At 64.9% G+C, this 12,795-nt stretch carries 16 protein-coding genes; 3 read left to right on the forward strand and 13 right to left on the reverse strand.

What is annotated here, in order from left to right; translation table 11 throughout:
* The first annotated feature begins 259 nt into the window (after positions 1–259).
* Both FJW04_RS04640 and pyk read left to right on the forward strand, forming a co-directional pair.
* On the forward strand, positions 260–706 hold the full coding sequence (locus FJW04_RS04640) for a DUF1036 domain-containing protein (protein WP_174361986.1): 447 nt from the start codon (positions 260–262) through the stop codon (positions 704–706).
* The gene (gene pyk, locus FJW04_RS04645) at positions 703–2,136 is read left to right on the forward strand and encodes a pyruvate kinase (protein ID WP_023773940.1); all 1,434 of its coding nucleotides are present in this window, start codon (positions 703–705) and stop codon (positions 2,134–2,136) included. The genes FJW04_RS04640 and pyk overlap by 4 nt, the downstream gene beginning before the upstream one ends.
* Here pyk and FJW04_RS04650 read toward each other — a convergent pair.
* The 4 genes from FJW04_RS04650 to ykgO form a co-directional block, all read right to left on the reverse strand.
* The gene (locus FJW04_RS04650; protein ID WP_140616892.1) at positions 2,106–2,609 is read right to left on the reverse strand and encodes a hypothetical protein; all 504 of its coding nucleotides are present in this window, start codon (positions 2,607–2,609) and stop codon (positions 2,106–2,108) included. The two genes, pyk and FJW04_RS04650, sit on opposite strands and share 31 nt — an antisense overlap.
* Before the next feature lie 52 nt (positions 2,610–2,661).
* Positions 2,662–3,729, reverse strand: coding sequence for an alpha/beta hydrolase (locus FJW04_RS04655; protein WP_140712647.1), 1,068 nt, complete (start codon positions 3,727–3,729; stop codon positions 2,662–2,664).
* A gap of 93 nt (positions 3,730–3,822) precedes the next feature.
* Positions 3,823–4,470 carry a hypothetical protein gene (locus tag FJW04_RS04660; RefSeq protein WP_140712649.1) on the reverse strand — a complete coding sequence of 216 codons (648 nt, stop codon included), beginning with the start codon at positions 4,468–4,470 and terminating at the stop codon, positions 3,823–3,825.
* Between the two features lie 110 nt (positions 4,471–4,580).
* On the reverse strand, positions 4,581–4,706 hold the full coding sequence (ykgO, locus tag FJW04_RS04665; protein WP_112619114.1) for a type B 50S ribosomal protein L36: 126 nt from the start codon (positions 4,704–4,706) through the stop codon (positions 4,581–4,583).
* A gap of 242 nt (positions 4,707–4,948) precedes the next feature.
* Between ykgO and FJW04_RS04670 the strand changes: the two genes are divergently transcribed.
* Positions 4,949–5,368, forward strand: a complete 420-nt coding sequence (locus FJW04_RS04670; protein ID WP_140712651.1) for a lysozyme inhibitor LprI family protein — start codon at positions 4,949–4,951, stop codon at positions 5,366–5,368.
* A 12-nt stretch (positions 5,369–5,380) separates the two neighbouring features.
* Here the strand turns inward: FJW04_RS04670 and FJW04_RS04675 are convergent, their stop codons facing one another.
* From FJW04_RS04675 to FJW04_RS04715, 9 genes are all read right to left on the reverse strand, one after another.
* Entirely contained in the window at positions 5,381–6,457 is a 1,077-nt protein-coding gene (locus FJW04_RS04675; protein ID WP_140712653.1) for a 5-(carboxyamino)imidazole ribonucleotide synthase, read from the reverse strand.
* Entirely contained in the window at positions 6,454–6,951 is a 498-nt protein-coding gene (purE, locus tag FJW04_RS04680; RefSeq protein WP_023773946.1) for a 5-(carboxyamino)imidazole ribonucleotide mutase, read from the reverse strand. The genes FJW04_RS04675 and purE overlap by 4 nt, the downstream gene beginning before the upstream one ends.
* A 99-nt stretch (positions 6,952–7,050) precedes the next feature.
* Positions 7,051–7,962 carry an anti-sigma factor gene (locus FJW04_RS04685; RefSeq protein WP_140712655.1) on the reverse strand — a complete coding sequence of 304 codons (912 nt, stop codon included), beginning with the start codon at positions 7,960–7,962 and terminating at the stop codon, positions 7,051–7,053.
* Positions 7,959–8,498: a sigma-70 family RNA polymerase sigma factor gene (locus tag FJW04_RS04690; protein WP_140712657.1), complete on the reverse strand. Its 540-nt coding sequence runs from the start codon at positions 8,496–8,498 to the stop codon at positions 7,959–7,961. The genes FJW04_RS04685 and FJW04_RS04690 overlap by 4 nt, the downstream gene beginning before the upstream one ends.
* Positions 8,499–8,909: 411 nt before the next feature.
* Positions 8,910–10,115, reverse strand: coding sequence for an aminotransferase class V-fold PLP-dependent enzyme (locus FJW04_RS04695; protein WP_140662709.1), 1,206 nt, complete (start codon positions 10,113–10,115; stop codon positions 8,910–8,912).
* A 25-nt stretch (positions 10,116–10,140) separates the two neighbouring features.
* Positions 10,141–10,602 carry a RidA family protein gene (locus tag FJW04_RS04700; RefSeq protein ID WP_015315331.1) on the reverse strand — a complete coding sequence of 154 codons (462 nt, stop codon included), beginning with the start codon at positions 10,600–10,602 and terminating at the stop codon, positions 10,141–10,143.
* 37 nt (positions 10,603–10,639) lie between these two features.
* The gene (locus FJW04_RS04705; protein WP_140712659.1) at positions 10,640–11,434 is read right to left on the reverse strand and encodes an amino acid ABC transporter ATP-binding protein; all 795 of its coding nucleotides are present in this window, start codon (positions 11,432–11,434) and stop codon (positions 10,640–10,642) included.
* Positions 11,435–11,439: 5 nt separating this feature from the next.
* Positions 11,440–12,090 carry an amino acid ABC transporter permease gene (locus FJW04_RS04710; protein ID WP_140616680.1) on the reverse strand — a complete coding sequence of 217 codons (651 nt, stop codon included), beginning with the start codon at positions 12,088–12,090 and terminating at the stop codon, positions 11,440–11,442.
* A gap of 1 nt (position 12,091) precedes the next feature.
* On the reverse strand, positions 12,092–12,757 hold the full coding sequence (locus FJW04_RS04715) for an amino acid ABC transporter permease (protein WP_140616681.1): 666 nt from the start codon (positions 12,755–12,757) through the stop codon (positions 12,092–12,094).
* Positions 12,758–12,795: the final 38 nt, after the last annotated feature.

Here is a 12,795-nt window from a genome sequence, read left to right on the forward strand (position 1 = left end):
TCGGGGAGGATGCTATCGTCATTCCACGAAGACGACGTGTACGCAATGCCGTTGTTTAGCCAAGGTTTCCCGGGAAATCTGGCACGGGGCGACGGTCGTGCGCCGGGAGCCTTCCTAAATCGATTGGAATTGGTCAAAACGGCGCGTTGACATGCGCCCGGACTTTTCCGAAAAGGGGCGCAGAGAGATGCTGATGTGGTTCTTGAGGGGTTTTAGGATGGGTTCCGACGGCGGGCAGCGCGCGCGCTTTGCCTTAGCCATGCCGCTCCTGACGCTCGCCGTGGGACTGTCAGCGATGGTCACAGCTTCACCGGCGCGCGCCGACTTTCGCGTCTGCAACGCCACGCAGAACCTGGTCGGCGTCGGTATCGGCTATCGGGCCAAGGCCGGCTGGATCACCGAGGGCTGGTGGCACATCGAGGGATCGAGTTGCAAGACGTTGATCGAAGGACCGCTGTCATCAAGGTTTTACTATCTTTATGCAGAAGACGCCGAGCGCGGTGGACGCTGGGACGGCCCGATCAACATGTGCGTGGCTGAAAAAGAGTTCAAGATTGCCGGCGTAAGCGACTGCGTCGCCAGGGGCTTCCAGCGCGCTGGATTCCAGGAATATGACACGGGCGAGCAGGCAAGCTGGATGGTCCAGCTCACCGACGAGCCCGCAACGGGAGGCGCTCCAGCCGCCCCGGGAACGAATAGTCAATGAGACGTAGCCGCAAGGTCAAGATCCTAGCCACAATCGGTCCGGCATCTTCCTCCGAGGAGATGCTGAAAAAGCTGTTCGAAGCCGGCGCCGATGTGTTCCGCATCAATATGAGCCATACCGATCATGAGCTGATGCGCACGCTGGTCGCCCGCATCCGCGCCGTCGAGGAAAAAGTTGGCAGGCCGATCGGCATCCTGGCCGACCTGCAGGGCCCGAAGCTGCGCGTCGGCAAGTTCGCCAATGGCAAGGAAGTCTTGACGCTGGGCCAGACCTTCACGCTCGACGACAATCCCGAGCCCGGCACCTCGACAAGGGTCTACCTGCCGCATCCTGAAATCCTGAGCTCGGTCGAGGCTGGCCATCGCCTCCTGATCGACGACGGCAAGCTCGAACTGAAGGCGGTAAAGAGCGACGGCAAGTCGATCGTCTGCACCGTTATTGCCGGCACCACCATTTCCGACAAGAAGGGCGTCAGCCTGCCCGATACCGACCTGCCGGTCGGCGCGCTGACCGAGAAGGACCGCAAGGATCTCGACGCGGTGCTCGCCACGGGCGTCGACTGGGTCGCGCTGTCCTTCGTGCAGCGGCCGGAAGATCTGGCCGAGGCGCGCAAGATCGCCCGTGGCCGGGCGCTGATCATGGCCAAGATCGAAAAACCGCAGGCCGTGGCCCGGCTGGCCGAGATCATCGAACTGTCCGACGCGCTGATGGTCGCCCGCGGCGATCTCGGCGTCGAAATGCCGTTGGAGGCGGTGCCCGGCATCCAGAAGCAGATCACGCGCGCCGCGCGCCGTGCCGGCAAGCCGGTGGTGGTCGCCACGCAGATGCTGGAATCGATGATCACCGCCCCTGTGCCGACCCGCGCCGAAGTGTCCGACGTTTCGATCGCCGTCTTCGAAGGCGCCGACGCGATCATGCTGTCGGCGGAATCGGCGGCGGGCGCCTATCCGGTCGAGGCGGTGGCGATGATGAACCGCATCGCCGCCAAGGTCGAAACCGATCCGACGTATGCCGGCATTATCAACGCGCAACGCTCCGAGCCGGAAGCGACCGGCGCCGATGCCATTTCGCTGGCCGCCCGCGAAATCGCCGAAACGCTGAAACTGTCGGCGATCATCACCTACACGGCATCGGGCACCACCGGCCTGCGCGCCGCGCGCGAGCGTCCCCAGGTGCCGATCATCGCGTTGTCGCCGATCCTCAACACGGCGCGACGGTTGTCGCTTTTATGGGGCACGCATTGCGTCGTCTCGCCCGACGCCACCGATCTCGACGACATGGTCAACCGCGCCTGCCGCATCGCGCTGGAAGAAGACTTCGGCAAGCCGGGCGACCGGGTCATCATCACCGCAGGCGTGCCGCTGCGGACTCCGGGATCGACCAACATGCTGCGCATCGCCTATGTCGGATCGGAAACAGCCGGCCGGTAGTCGGCCCCCAGCGTCGTTGCAGTCCTGAGCGCTCTTACCGCGGCTTCCGCGTGGTTTTTTCGCTGGAGGAACCGTCGCGCGCGAGGAATGGGGTCATGCAGATACTGATCCGGGCCGAGCATCTTTCGCCGGTTGAGTTCGGTCTTATCGAGCAGATCGAAATCCACTTTCGCAATCGTGCAACGCCATCCGGCGTTGCGCGAAGCCCAGCTTCTTTCATGGTGTTCGAGCAACCGCTCTCGGGCGCAATAGCCATGATAGTCGAAAGCGATCAGGCCGTTCGTCACATAGATATGGTTTCCTGAAAAGCCTTCGTCAGGAATGATCCGTTCGCCGTAAAATCCCTCCAAAGGCGGATGCTTGAGGAAGGTGCCGGCGAGAATGGCGCATGCGCCGTGACCGAAGAAGATGCGATCCGGCAGCGCCCATCGCTTTTCCGGATTTCTCTTTATGCCGTGTTTCAGGACGTACATGCCGCTCTGATCCCAATGGCGGGCTGCGGTGGCCGTTTTCGGATGGCACGCATCAGGTCGGCGCGAGCTCCGCTTCAGGTTCTTTGATGTCGGCGCATTTGCCCGTGCCATACGTGTCGCCGGCAATCCGTGCCTCCACCGTCCTGGCGATTGCTTCCAGATCGATATCCTTGCCGCCGACTTTCTCGATGGCGCCGACGACGAGGTCGGAAGCGATCCAGTCCGGCTTATGACCGAGATTATGCACCCAGACGAGCTCGGCACCCGGGATGTCGCGCACCAGGCCGACGGAGTGGATCCGGGCATAGACGACCTTGTCGCGGTCGCCGGAGATGACCACGGTCGGGGCCGTAATCTCTTTGTAGTGCGGTGCGGCGGCGAGCGCATAGCGATAGAGGCCGGCAACGTCGGTGGCGTTGGCGCGAAAGGCCGACGGCCTCAGCACCAGCGGGATCGAGGTTGCGGCGAGATAATTGTCGGGCACCTTGTTGGGTGAGAAGACGCAGGTCGTGGCGTCCGCCATCCACAGCGTCCCGGCAGGATAGGTCAGCGTCTCGGAAAACAGCCGGCCGATCACCGGAATGGTGGTCAGGTCGTAGTACCAGGACGTCGCGCCGCCCGGCCAGGGATGGGTCGCCGGCGCCAGGAAGACCAGCCCGAGCGTCTTGTCCCCATGCTCGCGGCCGAAAGCCGCCGTCACCACGCCGCCGAAGGAATGGCCGACGATGATTGCCTTCTTGATGCCGAGACGGTCCATCAGGGCGGCGATGGTTGCGGCTTGCGCCGATGGGTCCTCATTGTTGCCTGGACCGCGGCCGGACCAGCCAAAACCAGGCCGGTCGAAGAACAGCATTTCGGCGCGGCCTTCAAGCAGCGGCCTGAGGGGCAGCATCTGGTCTTTCAAATTGGCGCTGGCGCCATGGATGAAGACGATCGGCGGCAGATCCGCACTGGCTGGGGCGGGGAGGTGGACGTAGTGGATGCGAGCACCGTCGATGTCGGCGAACGCGCCGACCGATGGACCGCGGCGCTCGATCAGCCACGAGCCGGCGCGGGTGACGCCGACAAGGGCAAGGACAAGCGCCATCACGAAGGCGAGCGCGGCATAGATCAGGTTCATGCGGGGATATACGGGAATGGAGGGGGATAAGTTGTGGGGCAGTAGGGCTGGCTCCAGCGCCAGCGCCAGCGCCTAATGGCTATTCCTGATCTATCAAATGCCTTCGCCGGCAAGCTCTTCCGACAGGGTCGCGACCTGGTTCTGGGCGCTGCGCATCATCGGGTAGATGGCCAGCACCTTCTGCCAGGCCTCGAGCGCCGATTGCTTGTGGCCGGTCTCGGCCATGATCTGGGCCAGGCCCGACAGCGCGCCAAAATGGCGTGGCTCGAGCTGCAGCGTGCGGTCGATGTCGGCCATCGACTTGCCGTAGTTCTTCATCATGAAATGCACGGTGGCGCGACGGTTCCAGCCTTCGGCGTAGCTAGGCTGCAAGGTCACCACCTGGTCCAGGAAATCGAGCGCGACGTCGAACTTCTGATCATTCATCGCCTTTTGCGACCACTGCATCATCAGGTCGATCGAGGCGCTGCCGGACTGGAACCATTCGTTCCAGATGCTGCCGGCAATGCGCTCGGCGGCCTTTTCGTTGCGCTCGCGCTTCAGGTCGGAGAACAATTTGTCGAGCCGGGCCTGTTTCGTCATCGGCGTGGCCGGAGTGTCCGGAGCCGCTGGCTGGGCATCGGCGGGCGCCGGCTGACCATCCGCGGCCGCCACCGCGATCGGCCGATCACCGGTTTGGGCCGGCAGGGAGATGACGCCGGAAACCAGCAAAGTCGTCAAGAATACAAAAAGAATCCGCATCGCCCGAGTTTAATCCCGGGCGGCGGAACATCAAAGTGATTTTAGCGTGGGAAGGTCGGCTGGCCGACAAGCATCAGTGGGCGGAGACGAAAAAGCCTCCGGCCGAAAACTCAACCCTGGCGCGCCTTGTAGCGCGGGGCGGCCTTGTTGATGATGTAAACGCGGCCCTTGCGGCGAACCAGCTGGTTGTCGCGGTGACGCGCCTTCAACGCCTTGAGCGAATTCTTGATCTTCATGGTCTTGCCTGTCGGTCTGGACCCGGTTCGGGGTCGAATTTTTAAGGCGCGCCAGAAGACGCGCCTTTTGAACGGTGGGTGGCTCATAAACGAGGAGACTTGCCCATGTCAACCGTAAGTCAACCGCAAGCGTGCTCCGCGTCCCGATATCATCAAATATCCGCCATGTCGGCCCCGTGGCATTGCGCGGCCATGGGCCGGCTGGGATGATGTCGTCCATCGCAAGCGATTTGGGGACGACCATGCGCCGAATATTCCTCTCCTCCTGCCTCGTCATCCTGGCGGCGAGCTCGGCTGCCCGAGGGCAGGAATGCAACCGCTCCGACGACAGCCAGCAGATGATGAATATCTGTGCCGGCGAGGACTATCAGGCGGCCGACGCCAGGCTCAATGCGGCCTATCAGGCGCTGATCGGCTCCGATGATGCCGATGGCAAGAGATTGCTTCATGTGGCACAACGCGCCTGGATCAGCTTCCGGGATGCCGAATGCGCGCATAACACCGCCGCCAGCCAGGGCGGGTCCATCCATGCGATGGAGGTCTCGCAATGCCTGACCAGGCTGACCAATGATCGCATCAAGCAGCTCGCCGTCTCCGCCAATTGCGAGGAAGGCGATGCAAGTTGCGCCAGCCCCGACGCGGACAGCGACGAGGTGCAATAGGCGTGTCTGGTATCAGCCGCGGCGGCTGATGCGGGTGAAATGACCCATCTTGCGACCGGGCCGGGCCTCGGCCTTGCCGTAGAGGTGCAGCATCAGGTCGGGCTCGGCGAGCAAGGCGGGAACGCGCAGCACGTCGTCGCCGATCAGGTTCTCCATGACGCAATCGGAATGACGGTTCGAGCTTCCCAATGGCAGGCCGGCAATGGCGCGGATATGCTGCTCGAACTGCGAAACGATGCAGGCGGCTTCGGTCCAATGACCGGAATTGTGGACGCGGGGCGCGATCTCGTTGGCCAGCAGGGAGCCGTCGGCCAGTACGAAGAACTCGACACCGATGACGCCGACATAGTCGAGCGCCGACAGGATTTTCGTCGCCGCGTCTTTCGCGTCCCGCGCGGTCGCCGGCGCAACGCCGGCCGGCAAGGTCGATGTGTGCAGAATACCGTCGCGGTGCACATTCCAGGCTGGATCGTAGGCGGCGACAGTGCCGTCCAGCCCTCGCGCGGCGATGACGGAAATCTCGCGCTCGAACTGCACGAAGCTTTCCAGGATCAGCGGCACATTGCCCATCCCCTCGCAGGTGCCGGCGAAACCGCCGGCTTCCATGTTGCGGAAGACGCGCTGGCCCTTGCCGTCGTAACCCATTCGCCGCGTCTTCAGGATGCCGCTGCCGCCGAAGGCCTTCAGCGCCGCCGCCAGCTCGTCGTCGGTGTCGACTTGATGGAACACGGCGGTGGCGATGCCGATGCCGTTGAGGAATGTCTTTTCGCTCACCCGGTCCTGCGCCACGTCAAGCGCCCGCGGCGGCGGATAGACCGGCACTTTGGCGGCAAGCGCGGTTGCGGCGGCGACCGGCACGTTCTCGAACTCGTAGGTGACGACGGCGCTTGCAGCCGCCAGTTCGGCAAGTGCTGCCGGATCGTCATAGGCGGCCGTAATCTGCCGGTTGGCGACCTGTGCCGCCGGGCAATCCGGTTGAGGCTCCAGCACGATGGTGCGATAGCCGAGCCGGGCGGCGGCCATTGCCAGCATGCGGCCAAGCTGGCCGCCGCCAATGATGCCGATGGTCGATCCGGCGGGCAGGCTCACGGCGTATCCGTCGGTTCGGCCGCGACCTTGGCGGTCTGCGAGGCGCGCCAGGCATCGAGGCGCTGGGCAAGCTTGTCGTCGTTGAGCGCCAGCACGGCGGCGGCCAGCAGGGCGGCGTTGGCCGCACCAGCCTTGCCGATGGCCAGCGTTCCTACAGGAATGCCGGCCGGCATCTGGACTATGGAAAGCAGCGAATCCTGGCCCGACAGCGCCTTCGATTCCACCGGCACGCCGAACACCGGCAGTGGCGTCATCGCCGCCGTCATGCCGGGCAGATGCGCGGCACCGCCGGCGCCGGCGATGATGACCTTGTAGCCGGCGGCCTTGGCGCCTTTGGCGAATTCGTAGAGCCGGTCGGGCGTGCGGTGCGCCGAAATGATCAGCCGTTTATGGGGCACACCAAGCGCCTCCAGCGTCTCCGCTGCCTGACGCATCGTCGCCCAGTCGGATTGGCTGCCCATGATGATGGCGACGTCGGCGCGTTGATCGTCCAAGCTTCTGCTCCCCGGCGACAAAGGCGCGCCTTAGCGGAATTCGCGCGGGGCCGCAAGGATTTCAGGCCATCGGCGAGATGCCGACGGCCACATTCCGGCTCATACCGCCGCCTTGCGGAAGCGAGCGACGAAGTCGTCGAGCTCGGGGCGCTCCATGTCGGAGATCGCCCAATAGGAGAAGGCGCCGTCGCTCCAGTGCACCATCGAAAAGCCGCCGGAGGAAAGATCGTCCGGCTGGGTGGTCTTGCCGCCCTGCTGCGGTTCGGCGACCAGGGTGATCAGGTGCTCGCGGTGGCGGTAGACCAGTGCCGGTACCGGCCGGCCCGATATCACCTCGACCCGGCCGCCGATAAGAGCGAAACCCTCCTGGGCAAGATCCGGCGCCGGCGGCGAGACGCCGATGCGGGCGTCCAGCCAGGGTTTGACCGTATGGCGGTCGGAGGAGACGATGTCGATCGGGCTCGCGGCGAGCAGGCTGCGGCGATGGCCGCTGGCGACGGCCGCGGCCAAGCCGTCTTCGGCGCCGTTGAACATTACCCATTGCGTCGCGCCGCTGGCCAGCACCGCGCTGATCATGATCGATGCCGCCATGGCGCGCCAGTCGAACGAGCCGAAGCGGCTTGCCCTCGGCGATCTCCGCGCCAGCGAAGGACGCGTCCCGGCTTCACGCCGCTGGCCGACGCCAGCGCCGGCAATCAAGCCCGGCAGCGCCGACGGCGTGCCGCGCTGCGGCTCTGCTGCCTCGGCTGTCGCCGGCTGCTCGGTGCTGGCCATGCCGATCGCCGCGATGCGGGCCCGAAAGGCGTCGCTCACGTCGGGGCGCGGCAGGCGGCTGACCGCGCCTCGCAAGGCAAGGATGCGGGCATGTTCGGCGGCAAGCCGGGGATCGGCGGCGATGCGACGCTCCACCGCAAGGGCCGCCGCCGCATCAAGCTCGCCATCAACAAGGGCGTGGATCATCAGTCTGACACCTTCGGGATCATTGGGCAGTCCATCGTCATGGCCGGTCATGGCGCTCTCCCCAGTTCGGACGCCAGCAGGCCGCGGGCGCGGGCCAGCCTGGACATCACCGTACCCATCGGCACGTCGAGCATGGCCGCTATCTCGCGATAGCTGAGGCCGTTGATGTCGCGCAGCACCAGCGTTTCGCGAAACGGCTGCGGCAGGGCAGCGATCGCAGCCTCCAGTGCCGCCGTGTCGGCCCTGGCGATCAGGCTCGCTTCCGGACCGTCCTCGTGCGGCAGGCTGGTGCCATGGGCCGCCGCCATGTCGTCGAGATCGCCGAGGTCGCCGACGGCCATCATGCCGCGCGGCCGGTTGCGCGCCATCCAGGTGTAGGAGGTGTTGCGCACGATGGTCAGCAGCCAGGCACGGGCATTGCCGCCGGCGTAGCCTGATATGCCCGCATGCGCCTTGATGCAGGCGTCCTGAACGACATCCTCGGCGTCGGCGGCATTGCCGGTCAGCCAGCGGGCAAGCGCCAGCGCGTCGCCAAGATGCGGCAGCACCACCTGGTTGAAGCGCTCTGCCAGGGCCTTGTCGCTCAAAGCAGCACCATGATCCCCTCCGGAGCGGACAGGCCGTGCCGCCTCAAGATGCGACAGCGATTTTGCCTGGCTTGCAGGAGCAAAGCCCCCGGAAACGGGCAAAGTCGTCTGCCTTGCTGAAAGTGAATTCATCTGCGTCACCAGTGTCAAGCGCTATGAGGGGCGCTATGAAAAGGAGGGGCGCCATGGAGAAGGGACTGATGACGATCATGCTCGGCAGCGCATGACGGCGGCTGACGCCGCAGCCGTGTTCGCTGTGTTCGCAATGATGGGGCATGCCAGTCTCCTCACGCCAGCCGTGGCGTATGTCGAGGAGACTTGTTGAAGAGAGGATTTATTCCCGCGTGGGCAAATTCCGGCTGTTCACAGTCGCGTGATCAGCCGATGCCTTCGGCATGGTCGGTTTAGCAATCAATCCGGCCAGCGCAAGACGCCTGACGAATCCTTGCGGGCGACCTTCATCGCGTCGGCCGGGCGCTCCTTCGCCGTCAGCACGGCGCGCAGACGTTCGGCGACAATCTCCGCCTCGCCGGGGTGAAGGTTGCAGGGGTCGAGGAAGAAATGGCCGCGCTCGACCTCGTGGTTGCGCACGATGATCGGCGGCGAGCCGGCGGCAAGGGCCGAGGCAAGACCGGCGGCGGTGAAGCGGCTCTCCGGCGTGACGAATATCTGCAGCCGGTCGAGCGGATTGGCGGTGGGGTCGGGAATGATGATGGCGGCGATGCCGGGCAGTCCCTGCAGCGCGTCCTTCCACAGGTTCAGTGCTGCTTCCTCGCGCCGGCGGATGCCGGCATGGTCGCGCTTCTCCCAGGCTTCGAGTGCCGCCATGGTGCCGGCGATGCTTTCCTTGCCGACCTTCATGGCGCGCGCAACGCCGCGGTTCTGCAGATAGGCGGCCCGCACCAGATCCTTGCGGCCGGTGACGATGCCGCTGGTCGGCCCGCTCAGGAATTTATGGCCGCTGTAGATGACGACATCGGCGCCGCGCGCCAGAAAACCGCGCAGATCATACTCGGACGCGGCGTCGACGATCACCGGCACGCCCTTGGCGTGGCAGATATCGCAGAATTCCTCCAGCGACAGCATGCCGTATTGCACCGTGTGGTGGGCCACGACGTAGAGGGCCGCCGCCGTGCGCTCGTTGATCGCCTCGCTTACATGATAGTCCTGGGTCACGCTGACCGTGCCGGCGGGCACCACCCTGGCGCCGGCGACGCGGACCGACTGGTCGATCGGGGCGCCGTAATTGACGATGTGGCCGAGCTGGATGACGACCTCCGACTTGAGGTCGCCAGTGTCGTCGGGCAGGCGCTCGATGGCGAGCAGGCTGGTTCCGGTCATCGCACCGGCGATCGCCATGGTGATGCCGCTGGCGCAGCAGGCGGTGATGAAGCCGGCCTCGCCGCCGGTGAGGCGTGCGACGACCGTGCTCGCGGCGCGCTGCAGATCGTCCATTTCCACCCATTGCGAGGCCATTTCAGCCATGGCGGAGATCGCTTCCGGGACGATGATCGAGGCGCCGAGCGCGGTCATGGTGCCCGAGACGTTGATGATCGGCCGCAATCCCAGCCGTTCGCGGATGGTGGTGTTGGAGCCGGTGTCGGAAGAGGTTTTCATGTGAGCTAATCCCGTGGGTGGCAGGTCAGGCGGCGATCTCGACGACCGCTTCGATTTCGACGGTGATGTTTCCAGGCAGCGAGCCGACGCCGATCGCCGAGCGGGCATGGCCGCCGATCTTGTCGAAGACATCGGCGAACAGGTCCGAGCAGCCATTGACCACTTTCGGGTGGTCGCTGAAGGTCGGCGTCGCGTTGACGAAGCCGAGCAGCTTGACGACGCGTACGATACGGCCGAGATCGCCGGCGGCGGCATGCATGACGGCAAGCAGGTTGAGCCCGGTCAGCCGGGCATGCTGATAGGCCTGCTCGACCGTCACGTCCTCGCCCACCTTGCCGGTGCAGAGCGTGCCGTCGGCGCGCAGGGGCCCCTGGCCGGAGAGGAAGATCAGCCGCCCGCTCTCGGCATGGGTGACGAAGTTGGCGATCGGCGTCGGCGGCTCGGGCAACGTCAGGCCGAGTTCGGCGAGCCTGATATAAGGCGTCATGGATGAAGGCTCCTTGGGCGGCTTTGGCCGCCTGAGTTTAGAAATGCGAGGCTCGGAAGCGCGCCAGGAAAGTACGGAGGCGTTCGTTGCTGGTCTCCGCCGCGAGGATCTCCTTCGGCGGCCCGACGGCGCTGACGCCGCCATCGGCCATGAAGACGATGCGGCTAGAAGCGTCGCGGGCAAAGGCCATTTCGTGGGTTACCATCAGCATGGTCATGCCATCCTCGGCGAGGCTGCGCACCACGGCCAGCACCTCGCCGACAAGTTCGGGATCGAGCGCGGAGGTGATCTCGTCGAGCAGCAGGATCTTCGGTTCCATGGCCACGGCGCGGGCTATGCCGACGCGCTGCTGCTGGCCGCCGGAGAGTTCGGCCGGCAGGCTGTCGGCCTTGTGGCCAAGGCCGACGCGCCCGAGCCAGTGTTCGGCGATCGATCGTGCCTCGGCGTCCTTTTTTCCGCGCACCTTGGTCAGACCCAGCATGATGTTGCCGGCCGCCGTCAGGTGAGGGAAGAGGTTGAAGCTCTGGAACACCATGCCGGTCTCGGCGCGCATGGCGGCAAGATCGCGTTCGCTACGGCGCTGACGCGTTCCGGCTTCGCGAAAACCGACCTCCTTGCCGTCGATGCGGATCGAGCCGCTGTCGTAGCTCTCCAGGAAGTTGACGCAGCGCAGCAGCGTGGTCTTGCCGCTGCCGGAAGGGCCGATGACGGTCACCACTTCGCCGCGCTTCACCTGAAGGCTGACGGAGCGCAACACGTCGACGGCGCCGAAGGCCTTGGAGACATCGCGCACGTCGAGCAGCGCGGGACTGGCGTTTGGGGCTTCGGACATCGTTGCTATTCCCGGATGAAGGAGAAACGCCGCTCGAGCCGCCGGCTGGCGAGCGAGAGTGCGTAGTTGACCGCGAAATAGAGGAGCGCGCCCAGTATATAGAGCGGCATCGCTTCATAGGTGCGGCCGATGACCTGGTTGATAGCCTGCATCAAATCGGTGATGCCGAGCAGCGACACCAGCGCGCTGCCCTTGACCGCGTCGGTGACGCCATTGATCCAGGGCGGCAGGAAGCGCCTGAAGGCCTGCGGAAAGATGACGTAGGTGAGCCTCTGGCGAAAGGTCAGCCCGATCGCCATCGCGGCTTCGGACTGTCCCTTCGGGATCGAGCCGACCGCGCCCCTGAGATACTCGATGACCTGCGCCGTCTTGAACAGGGTGAGCGCGGACACCGCGGCCCAGAACGATGGCAGATGCAGCCCGATTGCAGGCAGGCCGTAATAGACGAAGAACATCAGCACCAGGATCGGAATACCGCGAATGGTATCCGAGAAGATGCGCACCGCCCAGCGCAAAGGGGCGGGACCATAGACCAGGCCGACGCCCAGCAGGACGCCGGCGATGAGCGACAGCACCACCACCAGCAGCGACACCCACAAGGTCACGGCGAAGCCCTGGGCAAGGAAGGGCAGTGCGTAGAGGATCTGGCTCAGCATGTCAGCGCGCCGCCCTGAACCGGCGCTCGACGACCCGCAGCCCGAAAAGCAGCGCATAGCCGGTTACCAGATACATCGCCGTCGTGACTAGGTAGACCTCGACGATGCGGAAGGTGTTGAAGTTGATCCACTGGGCGCCGAAGGTGAGTTCGGGCACCGAGATGACCGAGGCGATCGAGGTGTCCTTGAACAGCGAGATGAAGGTGTTGGAGAGCGCCGGCAGCGTGATGCGCAGCATGGTCGGCAGGCGCACGTGCAACAGCCTCTGCCACGGGGTCAGGCCGATCGCCTTGCCGGCGTCGAGCTGGCCGCGCGGGACAGCCTCGAGCCCGGAGCGAAACACCTCGACCAGATAGGCGCCGCTATAGACCGACAGGGTCAATACAAACGAGGTTGGTGCGCTGTAGGCCAGGTCGACCACGGTCGGCAGGCCGTAGAAGACGAGATAAACCAGCAGGATCAGCGGCACATTGCGGATGAATTCGACATAGGCGGCGATCACCGCCCGCACCACGCGTCCGGCCGAGACGTACCAGACAGCGAGCACCAGCCCGATGACAACGCCGATGGCGATCGAGATCACGGCAAGCTCGAGGCTGAGCAGCAGGCCGCCCCAGAGCTTGTCGAAATGCCGCCAGATCAGGTTGAAATTGAGGGCATAGCCCATGCATCCGCCTCGGTGTGAAGGACGTCGAGTCGATAACG

It is taken from the genome of Mesorhizobium sp. B2-7-3, assembly GCF_006440715.1.
Classification (GTDB): Bacteria; Pseudomonadota; Alphaproteobacteria; order Rhizobiales; family Rhizobiaceae; genus Mesorhizobium; species Mesorhizobium australicum.

What these genes read in the sequence shown, in the direction of transcription:
- pyk (WP_023773940.1), top strand. Translation starts at nt 703, where the DNA reads ATGAGACGTAGCCGCAAGGTCAAGATCCTAGCCACAATCGGTCCGGCA.
- FJW04_RS04685 (WP_140712655.1), bottom strand. Translation starts at nt 7,962, where the DNA reads ATGACCGGCCATGACGATGGACTGCCCAATGATCCCGAAGGTGTCAGA.
- FJW04_RS04715 (WP_140616681.1), bottom strand. Translation starts at nt 12,757, where the DNA reads ATGGGCTATGCCCTCAATTTCAACCTGATCTGGCGGCATTTCGACAAG.
- FJW04_RS04695 (WP_140662709.1), bottom strand. Translation starts at nt 10,115, where the DNA reads ATGAAAACCTCTTCCGACACCGGCTCCAACACCACCATCCGCGAACGG.
- FJW04_RS04700 (WP_015315331.1), bottom strand. Translation starts at nt 10,602, where the DNA reads ATGACGCCTTATATCAGGCTCGCCGAACTCGGCCTGACGTTGCCCGAG.
- FJW04_RS04660 (WP_140712649.1), bottom strand. Translation starts at nt 4,470, where the DNA reads ATGCGGATTCTTTTTGTATTCTTGACGACTTTGCTGGTTTCCGGCGTC.
- FJW04_RS04670 (WP_140712651.1), top strand. Translation starts at nt 4,949, where the DNA reads ATGCGCCGAATATTCCTCTCCTCCTGCCTCGTCATCCTGGCGGCGAGC.
- FJW04_RS04650 (WP_140616892.1), bottom strand. Translation starts at nt 2,609, where the DNA reads ATGTACGTCCTGAAACACGGCATAAAGAGAAATCCGGAAAAGCGATGG.
- FJW04_RS04640 (WP_174361986.1), top strand. Translation starts at nt 260, where the DNA reads ATGCCGCTCCTGACGCTCGCCGTGGGACTGTCAGCGATGGTCACAGCT.
- FJW04_RS04705 (WP_140712659.1), bottom strand. Translation starts at nt 11,434, where the DNA reads ATGTCCGAAGCCCCAAACGCCAGTCCCGCGCTGCTCGACGTGCGCGAT.
- FJW04_RS04710 (WP_140616680.1), bottom strand. Translation starts at nt 12,090, where the DNA reads ATGCTGAGCCAGATCCTCTACGCACTGCCCTTCCTTGCCCAGGGCTTC.
- FJW04_RS04655 (WP_140712647.1), bottom strand. Translation starts at nt 3,729, where the DNA reads ATGAACCTGATCTATGCCGCGCTCGCCTTCGTGATGGCGCTTGTCCTT.
- ykgO (WP_112619114.1), bottom strand. Translation starts at nt 4,706, where the DNA reads ATGAAGATCAAGAATTCGCTCAAGGCGTTGAAGGCGCGTCACCGCGAC.